This window comes from Plantactinospora sp. KLBMP9567 (genome assembly GCF_033446045.1).
Classification (GTDB): domain Bacteria; phylum Actinomycetota; class Actinomycetes; order Mycobacteriales; family Micromonosporaceae; genus Plantactinospora.
The window spans coordinates 1-24,458 of record NZ_JAWQRR010000070.1; the positions used below are offsets into that span (position 1 = coordinate 1).

12 protein-coding genes and 1 pseudogene are annotated in these 24,458 nt (G+C 67.5%); 5 read left to right on the top strand and 8 right to left on the bottom strand.

Annotated elements, in window-relative coordinates; genetic code table 11:
• Positions 1-162 precede the first annotated feature (162 nt).
• A pseudogene (locus tag R6Y94_RS44180) lies at positions 163-1,429 on the top strand (IS701 family transposase).
• Here the strand turns inward: R6Y94_RS44180 and R6Y94_RS44185 are convergent.
• The 3 genes from R6Y94_RS44185 to R6Y94_RS44195 all read right to left on the bottom strand — a co-directional run bounded on the left by R6Y94_RS44185 (position 1,407) and on the right by R6Y94_RS44195 (position 4,215).
• Entirely contained in the window at positions 1,407-2,702 is a 1,296-nt protein-coding gene (locus tag R6Y94_RS44185; protein WP_318403256.1) for a recombinase family protein, read from the bottom strand. The pseudogene R6Y94_RS44180 and the gene R6Y94_RS44185 sit on opposite strands and share 23 nt — an antisense overlap.
• 267 nt (positions 2,703-2,969) lie before the next feature.
• Positions 2,970-3,671 carry a Crp/Fnr family transcriptional regulator gene (locus tag R6Y94_RS44190; RefSeq protein ID WP_318403257.1) on the bottom strand — a complete coding sequence of 234 codons (702 nt, stop codon included), beginning with the start codon at positions 3,669-3,671 and terminating at the stop codon, positions 2,970-2,972.
• Between the two features lie 70 nt (positions 3,672-3,741).
• Entirely contained in the window at positions 3,742-4,215 is a 474-nt protein-coding gene (locus R6Y94_RS44195) for a hypothetical protein (protein WP_318403259.1), read from the bottom strand.
• A gap of 270 nt (positions 4,216-4,485) precedes the next feature.
• Here R6Y94_RS44195 and R6Y94_RS44200 point away from each other — a divergent pair, with 270 nt between their 5' ends.
• From R6Y94_RS44200 to R6Y94_RS44210, 3 genes are all read left to right on the top strand, one after another.
• Positions 4,486-5,250 carry a hypothetical protein gene (locus R6Y94_RS44200; protein WP_318403301.1) on the top strand — a complete coding sequence of 255 codons (765 nt, stop codon included), beginning with the start codon at positions 4,486-4,488 and terminating at the stop codon, positions 5,248-5,250.
• Positions 5,247-7,433 (top strand): hypothetical protein, encoded by a 2,187-nt coding sequence (locus R6Y94_RS44205; RefSeq protein ID WP_318403262.1) that lies wholly within the window; start codon positions 5,247-5,249, stop codon positions 7,431-7,433. Before R6Y94_RS44200 ends, R6Y94_RS44205 begins: the two co-directional genes overlap by 4 nt.
• A gap of 67 nt (positions 7,434-7,500) precedes the next feature.
• On the top strand, positions 7,501-8,253 hold the full coding sequence (locus R6Y94_RS44210; protein WP_318403264.1) for a hypothetical protein: 753 nt from the start codon (positions 7,501-7,503) through the stop codon (positions 8,251-8,253).
• A gap of 701 nt (positions 8,254-8,954) precedes the next feature.
• On the opposite strand, the gene R6Y94_RS44215 is transcribed toward R6Y94_RS44210, so the two are convergent.
• Positions 8,955-10,076: a recombinase family protein gene (locus R6Y94_RS44215; RefSeq protein WP_318403266.1), complete on the bottom strand. Its 1,122-nt coding sequence runs from the start codon at positions 10,074-10,076 to the stop codon at positions 8,955-8,957.
• Positions 10,077-10,683: 607 nt separating this feature from the next.
• Between R6Y94_RS44215 and R6Y94_RS44220 the strand changes: the two genes are divergently transcribed.
• Positions 10,684-11,718, top strand: coding sequence for a beta family protein (locus tag R6Y94_RS44220; RefSeq protein WP_318403268.1), 1,035 nt, complete (start codon positions 10,684-10,686; stop codon positions 11,716-11,718).
• A gap of 497 nt (positions 11,719-12,215) precedes the next feature.
• Here the strand turns inward: R6Y94_RS44220 and R6Y94_RS44225 are convergent, their stop codons facing one another.
• From R6Y94_RS44225 to R6Y94_RS44240, 4 genes are all read right to left on the bottom strand, one after another.
• Positions 12,216-12,839: a hypothetical protein gene (locus R6Y94_RS44225; RefSeq protein ID WP_318403269.1), complete on the bottom strand. Its 624-nt coding sequence runs from the start codon at positions 12,837-12,839 to the stop codon at positions 12,216-12,218.
• 21 nt (positions 12,840-12,860) lie between these two features.
• Positions 12,861-21,506: a DNRLRE domain-containing protein gene (locus tag R6Y94_RS44230; protein ID WP_318403271.1), complete on the bottom strand. Its 8,646-nt coding sequence runs from the start codon at positions 21,504-21,506 to the stop codon at positions 12,861-12,863.
• Between the two features lie 202 nt (positions 21,507-21,708).
• On the bottom strand, positions 21,709-23,598 hold the full coding sequence (locus tag R6Y94_RS44235; protein ID WP_318403273.1) for a BTAD domain-containing putative transcriptional regulator: 1,890 nt from the start codon (positions 23,596-23,598) through the stop codon (positions 21,709-21,711).
• 225 nt (positions 23,599-23,823) lie between these two features.
• Entirely contained in the window at positions 23,824-24,240 is a 417-nt protein-coding gene (locus tag R6Y94_RS44240; protein WP_318403275.1) for a hypothetical protein, read from the bottom strand.
• Positions 24,241-24,458: the final 218 nt, after the last annotated feature.

Genomic DNA, 24,458 nt, shown 5'->3' on the forward strand with positions numbered 1-24,458 from the left:
TAGTACGGCAGCCGCCGTTTGAGATCTTGCTGGTGTGCCGGGGTGGACGCGAGGCGGCCACCGCGTGATCGTCTGTGCGTTGTGGACACAACTTCAGATCTTGCGGTGGCCGCGTGCCACAGCGTAGCGGTTGGTCGGTGGGAGCGGGTGCTGGCCGAGGTGCTGGGATGCTTCGCGGGCCGGTTCGGGCGGGTGGAGCCGCGTCGGGCGGCGGGACAATTCGTGACCGGGCTGCTGTCTGACCTTGAGGTCAAGACGTGCTGGCAGTTGGCAGAGCAGGCCGGGCATGCCCGGCCGGACGCGATGCAGCGGTTGTTGTACCGGGCGGTATGGGACGCCGACGCCGTGCGCGACGATTTGCGGGCTCTGGCCGTCGACCGGTTCGGCGCCCCGGATGCGGTCTTGGCCGTCGATGAGACCGGCGACCTGAAGAAAGGGCGTTTACACGGTCGGGGTGCAGCGGCAGTACACCGGCACGGCAGGGCGGATCGAGAACAGCCAGGTCGGGGTGTTCCTGGGCTATGCGGGCGCCGACGGGCACACCCTGATCGACCGGCGGGTGTATCTGCCGGCGTCGTGGACCGACGACCGCGACCGCTGCCAGGCTGCCGGCGTGCCCGACGAGATCGAGTTCGCTACCAAGTCGGAGCTGGCCGCTGAGATGATCACTGCGGCTTTGGATGCCGGGGTGCCGGCCGGGTGGGCCGCGGCCGACGAGGCCTACGGCAACAGCAGCGTCTTCCGCGCACACCTGCGCGAGCATCAACTCGGCTATGTCCTGGCCGTGTCCCGCAGTCACCTGGTGCCGATCGACGGCGGCAAAACCCGCATCCGCGCCGACCGGATCGCCGCTGATCTGCCCGTCTCGGCGTGGCAGCGCCGCTCCGCCGGCGCCGGATCCAAGGGGCCGCGCTTCTACGACTGGGCCTGGCTCGACGACGTATGCACCGATGCTGACCCCGACGACGGCGGCCGGCACAGCCTGCTGATCCGCCGCAACACCAGCACCGGTGAGCTGGCCTTCTACCGCTGCTGGACCCCCAGACCGGCCACCCTCGCCCAGTTCGTGCGGGTCGCGGGCATCCGCTGGAGCATCGAAGAGAGCTTCCAAGCCGCCAAGAGCCAGGTCGGCCTGGACCAGCACCAAGTCCGCCGCTGGGACTCCTGGCACCGGTTCACCACCCTCGCCCTGGCCGCCCTCGCCGTCCTGGCGATCTGCGCCGCCGACGCCACCGACGACGACCCGGCCGACAGCGGACTGATCACGCTCACCGTCAACGAGGTCCGCCGCCTGATCAACGCCTGCATCATCCGCCCGATCAGCGACCTCGCCCACCGTTTGCATTGGTCAGGCTGGCGGCGACAGCATCAAGCCCGAGCCCGCCGAGCCCACTACACACGCCGCCTCAACCTCGAACTCCAACCATGATCCCGAACGGCGGCTGCCGTACTAGCCTGGCGATGATGCGGTCCTCCCGCAGGTAGAGGATCTTGCGACGCCGGCTGGCGGGTCGTTGGGCACTGGTGTGGCCGTGGCGGCATCGGTAGCCGGGGCGCTGGTTGACCCAGTGGGATTCCATTCTCCGGCCGCATGGGCCGCAGCGCAGCAGGCCAGTGAACAGGTAGCTGCGGGTGGCGCCGTCGTGGGTGCTCCGGTGGGCGCGGATCGCCTGGACGGCGATGAAGTCCTGCTCGGTGACCAGCGCGATGTGGGCTTGCTGTTTGGAGATCACCCAGTCCTTGGTGGGATTCCAGCGGATGGTTCCGCGTGCGTCGGGTCCGCCGTGGGTATCGACGTCGGTGCGTTGCCGGTTCCATACTTGCCGGCCGGTGTAGCGGGGGTTGCCGAGGATTGCCGCGACAGTTCGAAGGGTCCACCTCTCGCCGGCGCGGTGGTGGTTACGGCTGGGGTCGACGGTGGACGGGCAGGCGACGGCAGCGTCGTTCAGGGCGCGGGCAATGCCCGCGAGGCTGTGACCAGCCAATCTCTGGGTGAACATCCGCCGTACGTGTGCGGCCGTGGCCGGGTCGGGTTCGAGACGCTGAAGTCGGCGACCCCATCGAGCGTGTGCCGCATTGGGGTGGGGACCGGCGTCGATGAGCCGGTAGCCGTAGGGTGGCCTGCCGCCGAGGTAGCGCCCCTGCTCCCGCGCCTGACTCCGCATCGCGGTGATGACTCGAGACCGGGAACGCTGCACCTCGCGCTTTGACTGGACACCCAGCAACATGATCAGCGCCTGGTGCGTCGGATTGTGACGGTCGACGGGCCCATCCGTTTCGGGTAACCACAGTTGCACTTCGTGCTGTTCGAGCAGCGGCATCAGGTGCGGCAGTTGGTTCCCGGAGAAGGCTCGTTCGTACTCGCCGACCACGATCGCGTCGAACCCGCGAAGAGGATCGCCGAGCCTGGCCAACAGAGCTGCGGATTGCGGGCGGTGCCGCCAGCTTCGGCGGCGGGAGCAGCCGACGTCGAAGTACTCGGTAATGATCGCCCCGTGATTGGCGACGAGTTCGCTGGCGCAGTCCAGCTGCCAGTGCCGGGACGTCACCCGGTCCTGGTGCTCGACCGTCGACATCCGACCATAGAACGCGAACCGCAGACCGCCCTGTCGGTGGTTGCGCGACTGCGCACCTGCCTCCGACTGCTCGTTCAACCACCGGGCCAGGGAATCTTCGAGATCTTCACTCTGGTCCTCTGACACGCGGACATTCATACCGAAGAATTCCCGTGGTATAGGCGGACAGACGGTCCGCCTTCAACGGGCGCTGCCTGCCGACCGGCCGGTTGGCAACGGCATCGACCAGCCGAACGGAGCCGTTCGGCATCAATCGCGCCAGGTGATCATCGCTCCACCGGAGTGGGTGGGCCTCAGCTGCTGGCACGCATCTTTACCAGCATGTCGAGCCTGGTCATCTGGTGGGCGCCGTTGGGCATCGATGTTGTGCGGACAATGGGCCTAACTTCAGCTCTACGTGATGGGTTCTTGGCCCCCGTCCGTGGCGGCAAAGCGCAGTTCTTCGATATTTCGCACGATGATCGCTCGGTAGCCGGTGTCGAGGGTGCCCGCCGAACGCAATGCGCGTAGGGCCTTCTGCAGGCTGATCTCCGCCGCGCCGCAGAGGGTGGCCAGTTCTGCCTGGGTGAGTCGGATGTCGATCACGACACCACTCGGATCACGCCTGCCGTATGCGGTGGCGATCTCCCAGAGGACCCGGGCCAGTCGCACCTTGACGTTGTAGGACGCGAAGTCGACTCTCCGGCGGTTGGCCCAGCGCAGTCGGTCGGCGACGATACCGGCGACTTCCATGGCCGCCTCCGGGTTGCTGCGCAGGAACGCGCGGAACTCGCTACGGTGGATGATGCGGATCATGGACGGCCTGCAGGCCGTGACCGTCGCGGTTCTCGGTGTGCCGTTCAGGGCGGAGATCTCGCCAACGATGTCACCGGGCACGCGGATGGCCAGGAGGGCTTGGCGTCCGTTCGTCATGGCGACGGTGACCTTCGCGAGAGCGTCATCGAGCAGGACGATGTGGGATTCGGTGGCTCCTTCGTGTAGGACGACCTGTGACGCGTCGACCGAGCGCCGGACGCCGATGGACAGCAGTCGACTGCGTGCCGCCGTGTCGAGGCGGCCGAGCAGAGTTCCGGGTAGCCACCGCTGGTCTGACACGTGCAACCTCCTGGTACGGCTCGGCGCTCACGCATGGCTCAGTTCTGGCTACAGGATGCTCTCACTGTGGTCATGACGCTACGGACAGGGCCAGCCTCATGACGATCACCAGGCCAGCTGCTGTCAGGGACATGACGAGCCACGGCAGGCTCTTGCGGACCCGGGTGTGCTTACCCATCGCGATCAGGGCAAGCGTCGAGACGAACTCCCACGCTTCGTTTCGTTGCTGACGCACGTTGGCTGCAGTCGGTCGCCTGCCGGCCCTTGCAAGGTTAGGGAAGCCGAATCTGTTGTCACCGGCGACGCCGTCCAACTGTGGACGCATCGCACGAATGAGGTGCCAAGAGGCAACCGACAGCCCGGTCAGCAGGCCGACTAGTAGCACCGTCCCTGCAACCGACACGGTGGTACCCGCGGACAGTAGCGACGCGGCGGGTTCGGTCACCGCAGTGGCCACCGCACCTTCCGTTGCCAGGAGCGTGGCGGCCTTGGTATCGGCGTGACGGATGGACGTCTGCAGCGACGTGGCGGTGGCCAGGCCCACCTGAATGTCACGCCAGGGGTCGAGGGTCGAGGGTCTGCGCGGTTGGCAAGAAGCTCCCATGCTCCCAGGGGACGGGACCACGACGGTGTGCAGGGCGTCCAAGTATCGGTTCTCGTTCCGCAGCCGTGAACGCGACAACCCGTACTTGTATGGAGTCTTCTCTGCTGGCGGCCGGTAGAGATGGACGTGACTGTTCGAGCTACTGATTGAGGGGTTGAACGGGTGGCCGACTTCGCAGATCCGCACCGGCGGGTTCTTGTCGCCGTAGACATGGAGAGTTACAGCGTCCGAGACAACGTCCTGCAGTACCGGGCACAGCAGGCGTTGCAGAAGATCATGCAGAACGCCTGCGATGAGGCGGGGCTCGACCGTGCCAAGTGGCGTGTCCAGCAGGGCGGTGACGGTCAACTCGCGATCCTTCCTGCCGGGACCAGCGAGAGAGTTGTTGCCACCCGGCTTACACCGCTCATCGACCGGCTGCTGCGGGAGCACAACCGTGGCCTGGCACCCGAGGCGCGGGTCCGGTTGCGTCTTGCCGTGCACGAGGGCCCGGTCCACCTCGACGGCGCCAACGGCTATCCCGGTGACGCCGTCGTGGACGTCTGCCGGCTGGTGGACTCGCCTCAACTCAAGAGCGCGTTGCGGCGCTTCCCCGGTGCGGAAGCGGCGCTCATCGTCTCGGACCGCATCTACCAGGACGTCGTTCGGCACTACCAAGATTTACGGCCGGAGCACTTCCTCCGGGTAATGGCCAGCCTGCCCGACAAGAAGTTCGAAGCACCCGCCTGGATCTACATCCCTGGCGAGAACGCGGCTGGCCGACGACCGACGGACCACGAACGTTTGGGGCAGGCCGAAGATCATCCCGACGATGGCACTGTTAACCGCAGGGACCGTCCTGTGCCAGGCACGACCGGCGGCGGCCAGGTGTTTCACAACATCACCTCACATGGGCCGACGGCCTACGGTAACGGCAACATCGTCTCTACGAACAACCCTCAGGACGTAGTCGATCCGAGGTGGCCCCGTCGATGAACGAGGATCCGCTGTCGTCAAACGGGGCTTTCGCCCCGTCAGCCAGTGCGGAGGCTGAGCTTCAGGACGATCCGGTCCCACAGCTCGCGGCCGTGTCGGAGGCTCTAGCCCAGCCGATAGATGACCGCGACACGTCATACAGCGAACCTGATGAGACGATCGAGCCTGACTCGTTGTGGATGGATCCGCAGGTCGGCGAGGAGTTGTACGGTGACCAGTTCACCGGAAGTTCCTACGCCGACATAAACGCGCACGGGCCAGCGGCGTTCGGGGACAACAACACCGTCTACGTGACCTATGAGGGTCAACCACCGGCCAAACCGATCATCCGGCACCTTCCAGCAGTGCCCGACCTGCTGAAGGTGTACGCGTACAGCGCCGCTGACGAGTCCCTCGCTGCGGTCCTGAACCACCGCTCCACGGCCTGCCTGACGGGATTGTCGAACACCGGCAGATTCAGCACGGCATGTGCCGCCCTGGCTAGACACCACCGTGCCGACCGGGTACGCGAGGTGCTGCTGCCTGCGGACGTCGAGCCTGACGTCATCGTCCGCGACCCGGACTGCATCGCTGAGGATCACGGCTACGTCCTTCGCTTGGCCGGTGACAGACACGTCACCGTCATGCGCTGTCTCGCCGACACCTTCCGCCGACGTTCGGCTTCGCTGCTGCTGATCAGGGATGACGATTTTCGTGGGAAAGTACGGCATAGCGCTGAGGTACGCCACCAGCTACCCCTGCCCCGTGAGGTCTTCCGTCACCACCTGCGACACCTGTTGTACGAGCGCTGGCACCTGACAAGCGCGCAAGGCGAGCAGCAGATCGACTGGTACCTACAGATCACGGAGCTCGGCGAGGCTCTGGACGCCACTAATGGACCACGGGAGGCCGTCGCGATCGCCAGTGCCATCGCGAAGCGTCATCCCGTTGACGAGTCCGCGATAAAGGAAATTCTGGCTCTGTCTCAGCCGAGGCGCCGCGAACATGCAGCCGACATCCTGCGGTCTAGGCGCGCAGAGGCAGACCGACGACACCGGCGCGCCGACCAGCACGAGCGGGCTTTCCGGATGTCGTACGCCGTCTTCCACCGCCTGCCGCTGCACTGCGTCTTCGAGGCGGCAGATCTGCTGCTGGAGCAGATCGACGGCGAAGCCAACCGACCGGAGTGGGGTCGGATGGCACTGCAGCACCCGGTGTTCGAACTCCTCGGGCCTTTGCGGGAGGACTGGCAGGAAGGGCAAGAAAGGGCCCAGGCACGCGGAGGTGCCTCCCGCTTGGCGTGGCTACGGGACCCCAAGATGCGCGGTGCCATCATCGACGTCGCCTGGCACGACTTCGACAGCACTCGACCCGCTCTACTCAAGTGGCTCAAGACCATGGCGGCATCCGACGACGATTTGGTACGCCGGGCAACCGCCCAGGTAGCCGGTCTCCTCGCTCACCACGACTTCGATCGAGTGTGCCGCGACCTGATCGACGGGTGGGCGGCGTCGCCTCGCCCCCGGTTACGTCAAGCCGCCGCCTGGGCGATCGTCACTGCGGACTTCGGCGGCCACGTCAGCCAGCGGGTACGAAAAAAAGTACGCGAGTGGGCCAACGGTCGACTCAACCACCACCGCGACGCCGCCGCGCTCGTCTACGCGAGCGGCCTGCAACAGCCCGACCTCAGCTGGAGCCTGGCAGATCTGCGCCGCATCGCCGAAGATCGGATGCAGCAGAACATGGGCTCGGTAGCGGAGGCCGTCAGCCAGCTCTACGCCACCGACCGGACGCACCAGATCATCTCTGAGCTTGCCGACTGGGCACAGGCCCCGCCGCTGCAGAGGCACGCCGCCAACGCCCTGCTCGCTCTGGCCGGCAAGAGCACCTATGAAAGTAGAGGCGCACCTGATCTGCTGGAGCGGCTGGCCGCGCGCGATGTCGATGGCATAGCGCTCGCTCGGATCTGGCGTGTGGCACTGCTGATCCGCCAAACCTCACCAGCTGGCTGGACGGTCCTCGGCGATTGGATGGTCCATGCGGACCTCGACGACAACCTCCGCAAGCCCGCAACCGAGATGGTCAGCGAGCTGGCGGGCGACGCCACCGTCCGTCGCCGAATGCGCTTCTACCTGGCCCGACACCTCAAGTTCCGCAACGAGGGCCTACCTGGCTGGATCGAACCCGCGATGAGGGACCGGTGACATGACAGACACTCCCATTGCGAACACCCCACGCGTCGGCCTGTGGCGCCGACTCGGAAGGTGGCTGTTGGCGTTCTGGCGGTGGCTCTCCCCCCCGCTGGTGCCACCGGAACCGGCGTTCGTTCCTATCACGCCACCGCCGCCACCGCCTGGTCGGCTGACCGAACGACGTCGCCTTTCACAACCGATCGTGGTACCAGCCCGGGGCTACGTCTTCAGCTTCAACGTCCACGCGACCTTCATCTGGTCGTCCGACGGCCTGCCCAGGGAGATGCTGGGTAGCTTGGCGCAGTACTTCATGCCCTACGCCATCCGGGCGATCACCCAGTTCGTCGCAGCCCGCGCCCGCAACCATCCCGCGCACCGGGCACGTGAGCTGGAGGCCGAGATCCAGCGGGCGCTGGCTGACGGGGAACCCTGGCGGTACGAACGCGGCGGCATGGAGGTCACCTGCCGACCCCACGTCTGGGTGGAGCTCGACGAACACGTCAAGCAGACCGTCCGCCCGTACTGGGAAGAGCTGATCAAAATTGACTGCGAACACGACGTGGATGTCAAACGGGCGCAGTACGCTGAGCGGCTCAGCCGACAATGGCTGGCCGTCCTGGAGAAGCTCGTGGGTAGCCCCATCGCTGACGGGGCCGCCCAGATGACCAGCGAAAAACTCGCCAAGGTGGTCGAGAAACTCGTGGCTGAGCAGAAGGCGGAGACGCAACGTGTACATGACCTCCTGAATGAGACGATTCGTAACGGAGAACCTTTCGAGCAGGCCGAAGCGTTCGATGTCTTGATCGAGACACATAGGAACAATGTTCGATAGAAAGGATTCCGGCCGCTGTTCCAGGCCACGCTCTGAAGAACGGCACGACGCTGTGCCATCGCACGATCGGTGGATGTCCCGCGAGCCCGTGCGATGGCACCTACCGGTATGGCCCTCGAACCGAACCTGACCTCAATCTCTGTATCGCAGATCTTGTAGGTTGAGTCGGGTTCGAGGGTCAGGCCTGTGTGGATCAGTATGCCGTCGAACAGGTCGGGCGGTGGTGGCTTCGCTTGAAGCGGTTGCGGATGATCGCCAGCAGGTGGTCGGCGCCTCGGACGGCGAGGTTGCCGATGCTGCGTTTGAGGTGCGACCACACGGCTTCGGCGGGGTTGAGGTCCGGAGGTGTAGGCAGGCAGCCGGATTACGGTCAGCCAGCCCCGGACTGCGACCAACGCGCGTATACGCGGTGCTGATGTAGGTGTTGAGGTCGTCCGACACGAGCACGATCGGACCGCCGAGTTGCTGGTCGGTAGCGGCGAGTAGGGCGATGTAGCCGGTCTAGGCGAAGCTGCGTCGCTGGCCGTTGCGGCCTCGGTGGGTGATGGTGCGGTTGATCAGCCGGGGCGCCGGCGGATCGGTAGCAGGCCAGGCCGACCTGCTACCGTCGGTAGTCGATCATCACGTCATCGTCCATGCACGCCAACCGTGGGCCTACGGTATCGATCGCCCTCGGACACGTTAACCCCCACCAAAGCCGTTCATGTTTCGAGCGGTTCGGGTGGGGGTCGCTGCTTCTGGCGTGGAATTCGTGCCGGCGACGGCTGCCGGTCGAGGGTGATGGTGTCGGCGTCGCAGATGATGGTGATCTGGTTCGCCCGCAGGTACGCGGCGGTAGCTCGCGCGTCGTCGCGCGCTTCGGTCGTGCGGCCGTCGAGTTGCCGTGCGATGTGGGCGAGAAGCAGGTCTTCGCCTAGGTACAGCGGCTTGGGCCGGCCGGGTAGGGGCGGGCTGGCGCCGGTGTGGCCATGCCGGCACCGGTATCCGGGCCGTCCGTGTACCCAGTGCGCGTCGGCTCGTCGGCCGCAGGTTCGGCAGACGACCAGTCCGGTGAGCAGATACCGGCGCGGCTGGCCGTCCTCGGGCGTGGCGACCGCGTTCACCGTTTGGGCTTGGACGAAGTCCGTCTCGCTCACCAGCGGCGGGTGCACCAACCGGGCCGACAGCACCCACTGGTCTCGTCGATTCCAGCGCCGTACCGATCCTCGACTGGCGCGCCGGTCCCCCGGCTCGGTTTCCTGATGGTCGGTGTACTGCCGGTTCCACACCTGCCGCCCCGTGTAGCGAGGGTTGGCGAGGATCTCCGCGACCGTCCGCACCGTCCACCCTTCTGCTGTCCGATGCCAGTTGCGGGCGCGGTCGTACTGCGATGGTGACGGAACACCCAGGTGGTTCAGGGTACGGGCGATGCCGGCGGCGCTGGTTCCGGCAATCCGCTGCGCGAAGATCCAATGCACGTGCGGTGCGGTGACCGGGTCGGGGGCGAGTCGGTGCAGTCGACGTCCCCACCGGGCGTGGGCGGTATTCGGGTGGGGTCCGGCGTCAACTAGGCGGTAGCCGTAGGGCGGTCGCCCGCCCAGGTGCCGGCCCTGATCGCGGGCTTGCGCGCGCATGGCCATCGTGGTGCGGAACCGGGCACGGAGGACTTCCCGTTTGGACTGGTGCCCGAGCAGCATGGCCAGGGCCTGGTGGGTGGGGTTGTTCAGGTCGACGGGCCCACAGGTCTCGGGAAGCCACAGTTGGACCCCGTGAGCGGCCAGCACGGCGGCGACGCCGGCGAGTTGATCGCCGTGGAAGGCGCGCTCGTACTCGCCAACGATCACCGCGTCGAACACCCGGCACGGCTCGGTGACGGCGGCCAGCAGTGCGGCGGCTTGCGGGCGGACCTGCCACGGCAGACGACGCGAGCAGCCGATGCGAAGTACTCGCTGACGATCTCACCCTGCTCGGCGACGGTCCGGTCTGCCAAGTCGAGTTGCCAGGCCCGTGACGAGATGGCGTCCTGGTACTCGGCAGTGGAGATCCGTCCGTAGAACGCGAACCGCAGGAGACCGACAGAAGGTGATGGCCGGTGCCCTCGGACTCTGGGCTGGGCTTGCGTGTTGTGCAGCCACCCGGCCAGGAAATCAGGCTGATTGACACTCGCCGTACCGCCCATGGAGATCACCTCAATGCGATACCTCACCCTGTCAAACGAACCAGGCGCGTATCGATGACGTGGCCGGACAACCAAACCGGAGAACACATCAACCGCTCCACGAAGGGGTACCTCAGCAACATCGATGTTGACCACGCAGCCTTGGGGCCGGGACATCTCGACTGCCAGCAGAGCGAGAACGAGGAGTTGTCAACAGGTCACGTAACGTCGACCATAGATGGAGGCGCCTGACTCGGAACAAAACCGGCAGGAACGGACTCATGGTCACGTACATGCCCATCCTCAAAGGCCGGGAAGGCGAGTTCAGGGCGATCGCGCATCTGCCCGCTGCTTTGGTCCGGCACGTATTGCCGATCCTTGAGGTGGTCCCGACCGCCAACGGCCCCACCAAGGATGCCTACCGATTCGGCAAGCAGGTATGCGAGTCGGCGCCTGCCGAACTGACGATCGCGGTTGATGTTCGGCATCTCCCCGATCCCACCGACGGCGTGCGTCGGCCACTGCGCGACATCGCCGACGACCTCTCGGCCTGGGGAATCCCGATGCTGCCAGTCCTCCACCTGTACGACACCGCAGCACGGCTGGCCGACGTTCGACACGCGGCCGACCTCCATGGTGGCCACACGATTCTCCGACTGGGCAGCGACATCCGCGACCCGGACGACGAGGAAGCCGAGGAGGCGTTGGATCGGCTTCGTAATCAGATCGGCCTGACCATCGAGCATTGCCACCTGGTCCTTGACGTGTTCGAGGTGCGATCCGAACGCGACCTGACCAGAGTCGAACCGGTCGTCCGCAAATGCGTGTCCTGGGCTCAGCGCTATCCTTGGCGTTCGGTCACGGTTGCCGCCGGCGCCATGCCGGAAAGCGTCTCGCACCTCCCGGTCCACACGCCCACACCCCTACGGCGCTGGGATCTGCAACTGTGGCAGCGCGTGCAGGACCTCGGCATCCAGTACGCGGACTACGGCATCGCCCATCCGGGAACGACCGGAGCGGCCTGGCGACCCATGCCCAGTCTGCGCTACACCGACGACGAGCTGTGGTGGATCTACCGTTGGCCACAGAACGAGGCCGACAAACCCGCAATGTACGACCTGTGCAAGGCACTGGTGGCCTCCGACCACTGGCCTCCACAAGGACGAGACTTTTCCTGGGGAGACCACCAAATCGCCGCGCGGGCGGACGGCCTCGGCGGGCCCGGCAACGCCGCGAACTGGCGCGCCTGGACCACCTCGCACCACCTCGCACAGGTCATCGATCAAATAGGCAGATCCGGATATACCAACCTCCGCTCCCACCCCTGACCTCGCAGTACAGCGCCCCTCCCGCTTTGCTCTGCAGCCGGAGGCACGGTAGCGACGACGATCACCTCGGCCCGGGGCGAACCGGTCGGCGTTGAGGTCGGTCACGCCCTCGCTGCTCCCAATACGCCTCGCATGGGGAACGCGGAATCGTTTGGACGACCTGCGGTGACGAACCGGATCGCCGGGCGCGGCCAACAGGGCGGCGGACTGCGGAGGACGCCGCCCCGCGGCGACGGGGTTGGCCTCTGCGCTTTCCTGGGAGCGGCTCTCGGGCAGTCGGTCGCTCCGGCTGACGTCATGGCCTACGATGCCGCTACCGTCGGGCGACGCTGACACGCCTGCGCATCCACCGACACGACCGACTCAGCGGCATCCTCCACGAATACGAGAACCGCCTGACCAGCACAGACGGGATTCTCGGCACCCGCAGTGCTGGAAGCTGTTCACGTAGGGTTGAGGCCCGGCCGATGACGGCCGGGCCTCAACTCGTGGTCGTGCTATCTGTAGTTGTACATGCCGGCGAAGGGGTCGGGCTCGCCGGTCCACGGGTCCACCCCGGACCGCAGCCGGCGCATGTACTCCGTCCGGGTCAGGAAGGTGGCGCTCCTACGGCCGAAGAGGCCGACGTCACCCAGAGGGCAGGTGGGGAACTCTCCTTCGATGTGGCGGACGAGGAACTCGACCATGCCGCAGTCGTAGCGGCGCCAGATGCTATCGCCGCGGTTGTAGAGCAGCACCGGCCATTGCTCGGGGTCCGGATCGGAGGCGTCCCAGCACAGGTTGTCGCCACTGCCGTCCAGGGCCCACAGGATCAGCCGTGGGGTCGTGCCCTCAAGGTCGCGCTCCTTACGCGACTCCTGCCACAGGACCCTGGCGAAGGCCGTACCAGCACGCATGTCGTTGTCGTCCCCGTCGGGCGGTTCGGCCCAGGGCTCCGGTGCGCCGATCACCAGGTAGTCCTCGATCGTTCCCACTCCGTAGACCGCGATGAAGCGCTGGTACGCGGCCGGGAAGGATCTCCCCCAGGACTCGCTGATCTCGTCCCAGTCGACCACCGTGTCGCTTTCCGTCACGGGCGGCATGAGGCGCAACAGCGCCTCCAACTCCGCGGGTTCAGGCATCACGTCTCCTCAGCTCGGCAATCAACTCGTGCCCCCAGTTGGTACCGCGGCGCCGGTGTTGGGATCGTTGAACGCTCCGAGGTTAGTCCCGTTGTACGTGTTCGGTACGATGTCGTCGATCGCGATGCCGAGCGTGCCGTCGGGATTCGTGCCGTAGGCGGTGATGTGGAAGCCGACCGGCACCGTGCGGTTGCCGTCGTAGAGCGGCGTCACGGCGTAGTGGACCGTCTGTTTGCCGGTCTCGACCGCCCTTCGGACCTGGTCCTCGTACATGCGCATGCTCGTGCCCTGGCTGGTGCCCTTCCAGTTGGCCTGCGCGGAACAGGTGGCCAGGTTCTTCAGATCAGTGCCCGACCCGCCGAGTTGCTTGCCGAGTAAGTGGCAGTTGTTGACGTCGCCTCGCACGTCGCGACTCCCGAGGAAGGCGGCGGTCCGGCCGGCCCAATTGTATCCCGGCGGCCTGATGGTCTGCGTCGTCGGCGTGCCACCCTTGATGCTCTCCCCGGTCAGGCAGGCCTCCACACCGGTGGCACGGTTGCCGTTGCCCGCGTCCGTCTCGCCGTGCTCGACCCAGCCCTGGCCGTTGCGGGTGCAGTCCCCCTTCTCGTCGGTATCGGTATCGGTGCCCGGGCCCGGCGGACGGGGCGTCGGCTTGGGCTCCGGCTCGGGCTCATCCTCGTCTCTGGTCCAGTCCCGGGACTGGATCTCCTCGGCCACGTTCTTGACGGCTTCCCGGATGACGACGTAGGCCACTACGGCCACCACCACAACCGCAAGGGCCGGGAGCACGGCCGCGATAGCGAAGTGTCCGTCGACCTCCACGTTGCTGATCGGGTTGCCGCCCGTGAAGGCGTACCGGTTGCCGGTGAACGGGTCGCTACCCAGCCCCATGTCGGCCAGCGCGCCGTTGTACATGTCCCGCGTGGTGAAGCGGTTGAGCCCCGGGGAGTAGTCCCGGAAGCCCATGTCGTAGGTCTCCGAGTTCGGGTCCCACCGCTTGCCGTTGAACCGGAACGAGTTGTACTGCTCCTTGGTGAGGTCGGCCGGGTCGGGCTTGTCGATGCCGGTGAACTCGGACTTGTCCTCGTTGCCGTACGCGGTGTACCCGTACGTCGCCCGAGTGTCCCCGTCCTCGTCGGTCAGCGTTTCGACGTCGGTGTGGCTGTTGTAGCCGTAGTAGCCGTCCTCGGTCGTCCCGTCGTCGTTGACCTTGACCTGCGACAGGCGCTGCCCCCACGGGCTGTACCGGTACGACTTGCTGAGCTGCCCGTTCACCTCCTCGAGCAGGACCTCGTCGGACAAGCCCAGGTACGTGTAGTCGGTGGTCTTCCCGCCAGCCGTGGTGGACAGGGTCCGGTCCAGCGGGTCGAAGGTGTACTTCGTGGACTTCATCGACCCGTCGGCATCGCGCTGCTGGGACTCGGTGACCCGGTCGAAGCCGTCGTAGACGCTGCGGGAGACGACCTGGCCGCCGCGGGTGACCGACTCCTGCCGGCCGAATGGGTCGAAGGTGAATCCGGAGACCGCCCCATCCGTGGTCGAGGTCTGTAGCCGGTTGCGGTCGTAGCGGAACGTCGTGGACAGCCCGCCGACGTTCTGGCTGATCACGTTGGCGTTGTCGTCGTGGACGTACGTCTCGGTGGTGGCGCCGTTGCCGGTCTTGACCGACTGGGCGATCCGGTCCGCCGGGTCGTAGCTGTACTCCGTGGTGGAGGAGAGGGTCGCCGAGTGGTCGTCGGCGTTCATCTTCGCCGCGACGTCCTTCGCCTTGTTGCCGTTGGCGTCGTACTCGTACGTGTGCGAGGCCACCACCGAGCCGTCGGCCTTCTTCTCCGTGGAGCTGCGCACCGACTGGTCGGCGTAGTACGTGTTGGTGACGACGTTGCCGTTGCCCTTGGTTTCGGTCGCCAGTTGTCCGCGGTCGGTGTAGGTGTACGACGAGACCTGCGGCGACGGGTCGTCGGCCGAGTCGCCGACGGACACCGACGCGACCTTCTCCCGCAGGTCGTAGGTGTACTTGGAGAACTGCTTCGGGTGGCTGACCGTCAACGGGTTGTTGACCTCGTCGTACGTGTAGCTTGTCATCCGGTTCGCCTCGCCCTCGACCGCCTCGGTCACCGACTTCACCTGGTTGAGCTCGGTGTAGGCGAGGGTGTACGCGTCGATCTTCGCCCCGGACGAGTTGTCGTCGATCGACGTCAGGTTGCCGTTGAGGTCGTAGACGTACCGGAAATCATGTTTTTCCTCGTCGGTCTCCCCGGACGTGTCGCGCACGAGCTTGACCCCGTCGGCGACCACGACGCCGGCGGCGTTCTGCGTCAGGGTCAGCTTGGCACCGTTGCCCTGGGCGAAGTCGAAGCTGCCCAGGCTGACCCAGGTCCCCGCCCCGCTGGTCTGGTCCACGGTCTTGTCCGTGACGCCGCCGCTGTGCGTGAGCGAGAACTTCGCGGTGGTCGCGGCTCCGGCCACGGCCGGGAACTTGACGTACGCGGTGTACTTGCCGTCCTTCGGGATATTCAGCGTCCAGGTGAACGTGTCCGTGCCGGCACCCGCCGCATGCACCCGGTGATCGATGCCCTGCTGCCCGGCAGCCTCCGCGGTGTCCCACGTCCCGGTCGTAGTGACGTGCTGGACGTCGGAGTTGTCGACCAGCGGCACCGCGCTGCCCACCGGCACACCGTCGTCGCTCTTCGTCTTCCGGGCGCCGTTCGGGTAGTAGGACCAGCCCATGGTGCGGCTGGTTTCCCCGTCCGCCGAGGTCAGCGTGCGGGACGTCTGGAGGCCGAGTTCGTCGTAGTCGTAGCTGGTGACGATGTCCCACGGGTCGGTGGAGGACCTGGCCCACCCGTTGTCGAAGTAGGTGTAGGTGGTGTCGTTGCGGGTCTTCTGCCCCTCGGACGGCGGCAGCGAGGTCCTGCTGACCCGGCCGACCTCGTCGTAGAAGGTCTGCGTGTAGACCTCGGCGTTGTTGTATCGCCCGTCGGCCGGGTCGTACGGCTGGAACTGCTTGACCGGCCGGTTCAGCGCGTCGTACTCGGTGCGGGTGGCGAAGTCGTCGCGGTTCTCCGTCTGCGTGCCCCGCGGGCTGATTACTCGGACGGTGTTGCCGACCTCGTCGTACTCGTAGCGGGTGGTCCGGTGGACGATGTCGTCGCCGGTGCCGGAGTACGGGACCTTGACCTCGACCAGCTTGCCCCGCTCGTCGTACACGTTGAGGGTCTCGTTGCCCTCGGCGTCACGGGTGGCGAGGGTGAGCGAGTCCTTGTCGTACCTGATCGAGCTGGTCTTGCCGAGCGCGTCGGTGATCGAGACGATCCGGTGCCGGAGGTCGTAGGCGTTTTTCACCGAGTAGTCGTCCGGATCGGCGGTCGCGTTCTTCTTCGGGTCGATGACCGTGACCAGGTTGCCGACGTCGTCGAACCGGTAGGAGATCTTGTCGCCGAGGGCGTTGACCACGTCGGTCAACTGGTAGATCTCGTTGTAGGTGTTGGTGGTGGTGTAGTCGGTCGGGTCATCGGTGGCGTTGCCGTTCGGCTCCGTGATGGTCAGGACGTGACCGGTCTTGTCGTACGTGTAGGTGGTCATCCGCTCCGGCGCGGAGCCGGAGTCGGAGTTCTTCGGTGCGGTCGCGGAGACGATCTGGTCGGCGTCGTCGTAGACCGCGGTGGAGACGGCGCCGTTGGGTGCGGTCGCCTCGGTGACGTTGTCATTGGCGTCGTACTTCGGTGCCGGCGTGGTGATGAACCGGCCATGCTCCTCGTCGACCGGGACCCGGTTGACCAGAGGACGACCGTAGGTGTCGTAGGTCTGGGTCGTGTGATGGTCGAGAGCGTCGGTGACGGTGAGCACGTTGCCGCGCTCGTCGTACTCGTAGCCGGTCGCGTTGTTGAACGGCTGCGGTTCGGTGATGGTCTTCGGGTAGCCACTGGGGTGGAAGCCGGAATCGGCCGCGGCCGAGTCGCCATATCTGGTGGTGTTGCCGTTGGCGTCGGTGGCGGTGAGCTGCTGACCCCAGGTGTCGTAGGTGTATCGGGTGGTGTAGTCGTCCGGGTCCGTTGTGGTCGGTCCCATCGGGTCCGTCACCGTCTCCAGATCGCCCTCGGCGGTGTAGGTGAATGTCCACCTCCGACCCTCGGGGGACTGTTTGGCGACCAGGTCAGCGGTGTACCCGTCCAGGCCGGTCTGGTAGGCCATGGTGGTGCCCGGCCAGCCGTTCTTGACCGCTTCGGCGTCCTTGATCTCCAGCGGGTAGCCGGTCTTCTGGTCGTACCGCCAGGTGGAGACGGCGCGGTTGTTTTCCTCAAGCCGTTCCACGTTGTGGTCGTCGTCCCAGTCCAGCTTGATGACCTGGTTCTTCGCGTTCGTGGTCTGGACCGGCCGCCCGAAGGCATCCATCAGGTACGTCGTCGTGTGGTTCTCGGCGTCGGTCACCACCGTCTGGATGGTGTCTTCCTGCGGCCCGTCCGGATCGGTGTACGCGAACTGGGTCGGATGGTCGAGCCGGTCGGTGTAGGTCTTCGTCCACCAGTGGAACTTCGGGTCGTCCTGCGGCGGCGAGTAGTACGCCAGCTCGGTGGCGTGGCCCCGGGGATCGGTGACGCTGACCAGCTTGACGTTCTTGTTCCCCTGGGTCATGTCGTAGGCGAACTTGAACACCTTCGGGGCGCCGTTGGTCGAGCCGGCGCCGTCGACCAGCTCACCGAGCAGGCCCTTGTCGGTGTACGTGAACGTCAGCTTGCGCCCCGAGATGTCGGTGATCTGTGAGACGTGGTCGATGATGTGCGGGTTGGTCAGGTTCGACGCCGACCGCTTCGTCCACGTGGTGTCGTCGATGTAGGAGTAGTCGGCACCCTTGGCGTAGTAGTCGATGGTCAGGGTGCGCCGGCCGGTCGGGTCGGTCAGGTACCTCAGGAACTTGGTTGGCTTGTTGTTTGACTTCCGCTCCTCGTAGGTGAGGAGCAGCTCGTTGAGGTTGTTGTCCACCACCGCCGACATGTAGCCGTCACAGTCGTAGAAGAACTTCGTCCGGTCCGGCCTGGTCAACTGCCAGGCCCGCGACTCCTCCGTCTTGTTGCCGCAGGTCACCAGCCGTTGCAGGTACAGGTGCACGCCGTTGGGGCTGACCCACTGGCCGGCGGTCGGGTCCCAGGTGAACCAGTGACTCGTGCCGTCGCCGTCGGTCAGGGTGACCTTGGTCGGGTTCGGGTTCGGGTGGAAGTCCAGCGGGGTGCCGAGCCGCATCAGCGAGGACGCCTGGAGGGACCAGCCGTACCCGGCGACCGTGTCGGTGGTGTCCAGGGAGTTGTACGCGAGCCGTACGAAGGTCGCCAGGCCGCGGGACGGGTTGCTGAACGCGTCGTACGACCACACGGTGTTGCCGGCGTACAGGTTGTTCATCAGGGTGCCGCCGGCGCCGGTGTTCTTCCCGGCATACGAGTAGAACTTCTCCAGCCCGAGCTGGTTCGAGGTCGGCTCCGCGACCGACACGATCTGGTCCAGCGCGGCGATCGGCACCGTGTCCGAGAGCCACTCGTCGGTGTTCTTCTTGTGCAGCTCCCACTTCAGGACGTAGTCGGTGCGCTTGTTCCCCTCGGTGCTCGGCGGGGGCGTCTTCACCTGGGCCGACACCGAGACCGCGTCCCCGGCACCGATGTCCTTGCCGAGCGGGGTCACCGCCCGGTGGGTCGGGTCGTCCAGCGGAATACCGTCGGCCCGGGCCCACCGGTAGGACAGCTCCCACTGCGCCGCCGACCACGTGGTGGTGGTCGGGTTCGACACCGTCACCGGCACCGTGTAGGTGCTGGCCGGCGCCAGTTCCCGGGGCGTGTCCGGGGCGTGGTAGGTCTGCGCCGTGGTCGGCGTGGTGTAGGTGACCACCAGTTTCGGCCGCAACTGTGGTTCCGCCGCCTCGCTGGACAGGAACAGCGTCCGCTCCGCCGGGCTGATTTCGTTCGCCAGCTTCACCAGGAAGCCGTGGTTGGCGGCCCCGCCGGAGACCCAGCGCTGCACGAGGTCCTTGACGTACCAGATCCGCCACGCCGGGTCGTCGGTGTTCCCGGTGACCGTGTCCGGCACCGCTGGGTCGTAGTTTCCGCCCTTGGTCCACGGGACGCCGGTGGCGGCGTTGTCCCAGGAGGCCGATGCTTCGTCGAACGTCTGGTTGAGCGCGTGTACCTCGTACGTCGCGTTCGCCGGGGTCGGCGTGGTCACCGACCACAGGTCGAACTCGGCCTCCAACACCTGGGCGTTGGCCGGGATCGACGACACGCCCGGGAACCGGACCACGCTACGGGCCGTACCGTAGGTGCCGGAGTTGTTCCCCACCATCAGCCACGGGTTGCCGGCCAGTACGTCGTGCCCGGTCGACGGCTGGGCCGAGGCCAGCGTGGTGTCTGGGGCGTCGCCCTGGAGCACCTGGACGGTCCGGCCGGCCCGGGGCAGCCGGACGATCTGGGTCGGTGCCGGGATCAGCGTGCCGTCCCGGGTTTTCACCGCGACCATGTAGTAGTAGACCTGCCCGAACGGGTCCTCCGAGTCCACCGGGGTCGGGGTCGCGGTGGTGTCGGTGAAGGTCGTCGTCCCGTCCGGCACCGGCGCCACCAGGGTCGCCGCCGACGGGGTGAAGGTCTGGAACACCGAGCGGTGCACCTGGTACTCGGCGAGGTCGCTGCCGGGGTAGTCCGACCAGGCCAGTTCCGCGCCGGTCGAGTGGATCGTCGTCGGCGCCGCCAGGGTCACCCCGGGCCGGCCGTAGTTGACGATCAGCTTGGGGCTGTTCTCGTTCTCGCCGTTGTAGGCGTACTCCGCCGCCTCGTAGCGCGGGCCGCCCCGGCCGAGGGTCGCCTCGTCCGCCGCCTTCAGCATGAACCCGTGGTTCGCGGTACCGGTCAGCCAGGACTGCACCACGTTGGTGACCGGGAACCGGTGCCAGACGCTCGACTCCTCGGCTTCCTTCACCGCACCGGCCTTGGTGAACCGCACCGCGTCGGCGATCACCGCCACCGAACTGGACACCCCGGCGTCGCCCAGCACCACCCGACCGGTCGTCCCCGCGGTGAACCCGAACGTCCCCAGCGTGGCCCAGTCAGCAACCCCCGGCACCTGCTGGTTCACGCTCTTCGGGGTGGTGCCGCCGCTGTGCACGACCCGGTACGGCGCCGCCGTCGACCGGTCCGACGCGGTCACGTAGTGCGCGTCCACCGTGTACGCCCCCGCCTCCGGCAGGGTCGGAATCCAGGTGAACGTCTCACCGGAGACGCTGTTCTTGTTGTACTTGTAGGTGCCGTTGATCCCGTACTTGATGAAGTCCGGGTTCGCCGACGCCGGCCAGTCCCCGCTGATCGCGGTCTTCGTGGTGTCGGTGTCGTCGACCGTGACCACCGTCGCCGCCCCGACACCCGTACTCGCGTTGACCGAGTTCCAGGTCACCGTCGACTCGGTCCACGGCGCCGTGACCTGCCGCGCCTCCATCGGCACGTCGTACGCGTTGGTGGTGTGCTCCTGGTCGAAGTACATCTCCAGGGACGCCGAGTCGATCGTCGTGTTCCGGGGGACACCGGTCAGGTCGAACCTGACCAGGCTGCGGACCTGCGACGACGTCGTGGTGCCCACCGACAGCCGCCAGTTCCCGTCGTAGTTGCCGGCCGGGTCGTCGGAGACGATCATCGCGTCCGCCGACTCCGACGGCGTCGGCTGAATCTTGATCGTCGGGTCCACCGTCACCGGAAAGACCCGAGCCGGATCGGCCAACCACTCCCGGTCGGCGGAGACGGTCAGGGTCGGCACCGGCCCCGAGGTGTCCAGCCGCTGGGTGACCTTGTCGCTCCAGGTCTTCCCGTACGGCGACTCCGCGTCGTCGCGCGCGTCGAACATGAACGGTGCCGGCATCACCAGCAGCACCTGGACGCTGTCCGGGTCCCGGAACTCGAGCGCCTGGTCGTCGCGTTGCGACACGGCCAACCGACCGGGGTCGAGCTGGAAGGTCACCGAGGCGGTGGCCGAGGCGCGGCGCAGGATGATCGATTCCTTCAGCGTCTCCCCGGTCACCTGGTAGGTCACGTCGACCCCATCGGCCAGGTCCCGGTAGGTGACGGTGTCACCGTCCACCGTGGGGGTCACCCGGCGAGCGGGGCCGGCCAGCCCGAGCCGGATCCGCTCGCCACCCAGATCGAATCGCACCAGGTCGTCGCTGCGCACGCCGAACCGGCTGCCGAAGGTGTTGCTGGTGTTCGCGAACCCGCCGTCGCCGCCAGGGCGGAGCGTCGTGTCGATCGGCTGGAACCGTCCCGTCGGGTCGCGGTAGAACCGGGCTCCGGTCGAAACCTCGGCCTGAGTCCGGCCGTCGGACATCTCGAAGAATCGGGTGGTGGCCGATCGCCGGCCGGTCAGCTCGCGTACCCGCTTCGCCGGCTTCACCTCCCGGCCAGCCGGCGCCGCCTGATCCACCGCCAGCCCCGGACTCACCGGCTCCGGGCGCTCCCGGCGCGGCCCGGCGCCGACCAGACTCCGCGCCGCATCACCCAGCCGCGAAAGCCAGCCGTCGTCGCCGCCGGTACCGGCGGCCCCGGTCCGCGCCGACTGCCCCGACGGCACGGACTCCACCCCACCGAGCGTGACCACTAGGGCCAGCACCAGAACGGTGGCCAGCACCCCGCGCAGCTTTCCCATCAGCCCTCACCCTCCGCACCGACGCAGGCACGTCAGGCCGACGGTAGAAGCCGGAGATACCTTCGCCGCTATCGCCGACATACTCGCGGGAATGTATCGATCCGATCGCGCCCGCCAACGATCCTCGTTCCCGGCCTCGACCAGCCACGACACGGCCAGGCAAGGCGGCCCGGAGACCCGGCCGTTCCGGCCGCGCGAAGGCTCAGCCGGCCTGCAGGGTGCGGACGGCGGCGGACCGGATCGAGGGGTCCCGACCGGACCGGGGACGGGGCACCACCGCAGGTTGCGTCGCCGGCCCGGATCGCGCCGTCAGCTCCACGGCGTACTCCGCGACGAACGGCAGCAGATGGTACCCGCTCCGCGCCTCGGCACGGGCCAACTGCGCGTCGACCAGGCTCTCCAGGGCCCGCCAGGCCCGCGCCGCCGGTACGTCGAGCCGGGCCGCGACCTGCGCCGGCAGCACCGGGGAGGGCAGCTCTCCGAGCAGCCGGAACACCTGTCCGGCCAGCTCGTCGGTCGCCCGCACCGCGTGGTAGCCGGCGGCGACACTGTCCCGGACCGACAGATCCCCGTACGTCAGCACGTCGAGCCGTTGCCGTTCGTCGGCGAGCTGCTCGGTCAGCAGTGCGACCGGCCACTCGGGTCGGCCGACGAGCCGCGCCCCCGCCGCCCGCATCGCCAGTGGCAGCCCGGCACAGAGCCGGACCAGTTCGGCGGTGGCCTCCGGCTCGGCGGCCAGCCGTGCCGCGCCGACGAGGCCGGCGAGCAGCGCGTACGCGTCCGCCGGAGCCAATGGCCGCACCGACACGTGTCGTACGCCGTCCAGGGTGTGCAGCCGACCCCGGCAGGTGACGATCACCGCGCAGCCCGGTTCGGCCGGCACCAGCGGACGCACCTGGGCGGCATGCTCGGCGTCGTCGACGACCAGCAGCACCCGACGCCGGGTCAGCACGGACCGGTACCGGCCGGTCAGCTCGTCGAGCCCGTCGGACGAACTCGCGGTTGGCACGTCGAGCGCCCGGAGCGCCCTCGCCACCACCTCGGCCGGCGCAATGGCCGCGGCAGCGGCCTGGTGTCGACGCAGGGCGATGAAGACCTGGCCGTCGGGAAACTCGGCAGCCGTAAGGTACGCCACCCGGACCACCAACGCGGACCTTCCGCTGCCGCCAGGACCGGACACCGCCACGGTGGTGGGCACCTGTCCCGCCCCCCGTACGGCCGCGAGCAGTTCGGCGACCTCGGCGTCCCGGCCGACCAGTTCCACCCCGTCCGGAGGCAGCTCCCGCGGCGCCTCGACTGCCAGGCGAAGCTCCGGCCCACCGGACGTGGTCACGATCCGGTCCCGGGTCGGGTTCAGGCTCGGTGCCCGGTCGAGCACCGCCCGGTGCAGCGCCGACAGCTCCGGACCGGGCGCCACCCCGAGCTGCTCGTCCAGGACCCGCCGAACCTCCTGGTACGCGCCCAGTGCCGCCGCTGCGTCCCCGCCCCGATAGAGGGCGAGCATCAACTGGCCCCAGGCGCGTTCCCGCAGCGGATCGTGGTGCAGGTGTTGCCGTAGCACCGGAACGACCTTGAGGTGTTCACCCTGCCGCAGCCGCGCCTCCACCAGATCCTCGACCACGGGCAGACGCTGCTCGTCGAGGCTGGCCAGCCGGGCCTCGACGGCGGTACCACCGGGCAACCCGTCACCGGCCCGGCCCCGCCACATCTGCAGCGCCGCGGTAAGGCGGGACACCGCGAGATGCGGGTCATCCGCCGCGAGCGCGTCGCGGCCCGCCTCGGCCAACCGCCGGAACTCGTCGACGTCCAGCTCCCCCGGCGCCAGCCGTAGCCGGTACCCACCGCGCTCCGCGACGAGGCGGTCGCCGACGATCTGCCGCAGCGCGGCGGCGTGGCTGCGCAGATTGGCGATCGCCGAGCGGGGCGGCGGACCCGCCCAGACCATCTCGGAGATTCGGCCGAGCGAGACGGAGCGGTTGGCCTCCAGCGCCAGCGCCGCGAGCATGACCCGCCGCTTTGCCGCGCCCAGGGCTGCGGGCCGACCGTCACCGTACAGCTGCACCGCGCCGAGCAACCGGACCTCGACCCGCATGTTCAGCGCCCCCGTTGGCTGGTGATCACTCGCCCACGCTAAGTGATGATGATCGCGACTTCAAGGCACCGATCCATGCTCGCCACAGTGATGAATGTCTTCCCGCAGAACGGCGAGTCCGCGTAACGCCGCAGCGTGCCGCACCGCTCCCCGCAGGGCCAGCGGCCCGGGCACCAACCCGGTACGGGTACGCCGGCGGTGGACCGCGGCACCCGCTCTCGCGGTTCAGGGGCGCGGGACCGCCACCGCCGTGTACGGCGTCTCCGGGGTCGGTGGCGTGGTGAACGGGGCGTTCCGCAGGTGGAACCGGTTGCCGTACGCCACCACCGTGGTCGGTACGTCGAACCCAGGGTCGGTCAGCCGCTCGACCACCCGCCCGGTCCGGCCGGTCCGGCCGAGCCGGATCACCGCGACGGTGTTGAGCCGGTTCTGCACCGCGTACAGCCTCCGCCGTCCAGCAGCAGCCCGTCGCCGTTGGTCTCGCTCCGAGGTCGACGGTCCGGGTGACCCGGTGGCCGGATCGACCCGGAACAGCAGGCCGGTGCCAGACTGCACGATCAGCAGAGCCTTGCGGTCCGGGGTCCGGGCGATGCCGTTGGCGTCGATCCCGGTGCCGTAGACGATGTCGCCGGTCAGCGGCACCCGGACCCGTGCCGTTCGTGAACCCCGTTCTGACTAGGCGGCCTGGGAGTATTCACTGATCATGCCGTGGAAATGGCGGTGTACTTGGTGTCCCGGTCTCGGATCAGGAACTTGAGCCGGCTCGCTCGCTCCCCGAGGTCCATATTGAGTGGGAGGGGGATGGTCGTCGTCCGAAGCTGGCCTTGTCGGAGCTGACCGCTGAGGAGCGGGAGGCGTTG